The following is a 266-nucleotide window of genomic DNA, read 5'->3' on the forward strand; positions in this document are numbered from 1 at the left end:
GTCTATTAGCGTATGATGAAATATATATGTCAAAAGGATGTGTAAGAAAATGAGATGGATTGTATCACTTCTTGTAAATAGCGTTGTGTTAATCGCTGTATCGGGACTTTTAAAAGGGATTGCACCAGACGCGTTTTACGTAGCAAATATACAAACTGCAATTATTGCGAGTATTATATTGGCGGTTTTAAATGTGTTTGTAAAACCATTTTTAATTTTAATTACGCTACCAATTACTGTTGTAACGTTCGGGTTCTTCTTAATTG

General features: G+C 33.1%; 1 protein-coding gene. It reads left to right on the forward strand.

Going from position 1 to position 266, the window contains the following annotated elements; translation table 11 throughout:
• Positions 1-49: 49 nt before the first annotated feature.
• Positions 50-266 (forward strand): phage holin family protein (locus JDS96_RS31135; RefSeq protein ID WP_199669160.1); only part of this gene is annotated, 217 nt, incomplete at its 3' end.

Origin of the sequence: Bacillus cereus group sp. N21, assembly GCF_016483395.1 — a bacterium.
Classification (GTDB): Bacteria; Bacillota; Bacilli; order Bacillales; family Bacillaceae_G; genus Bacillus_A; species Bacillus_A pseudomycoides.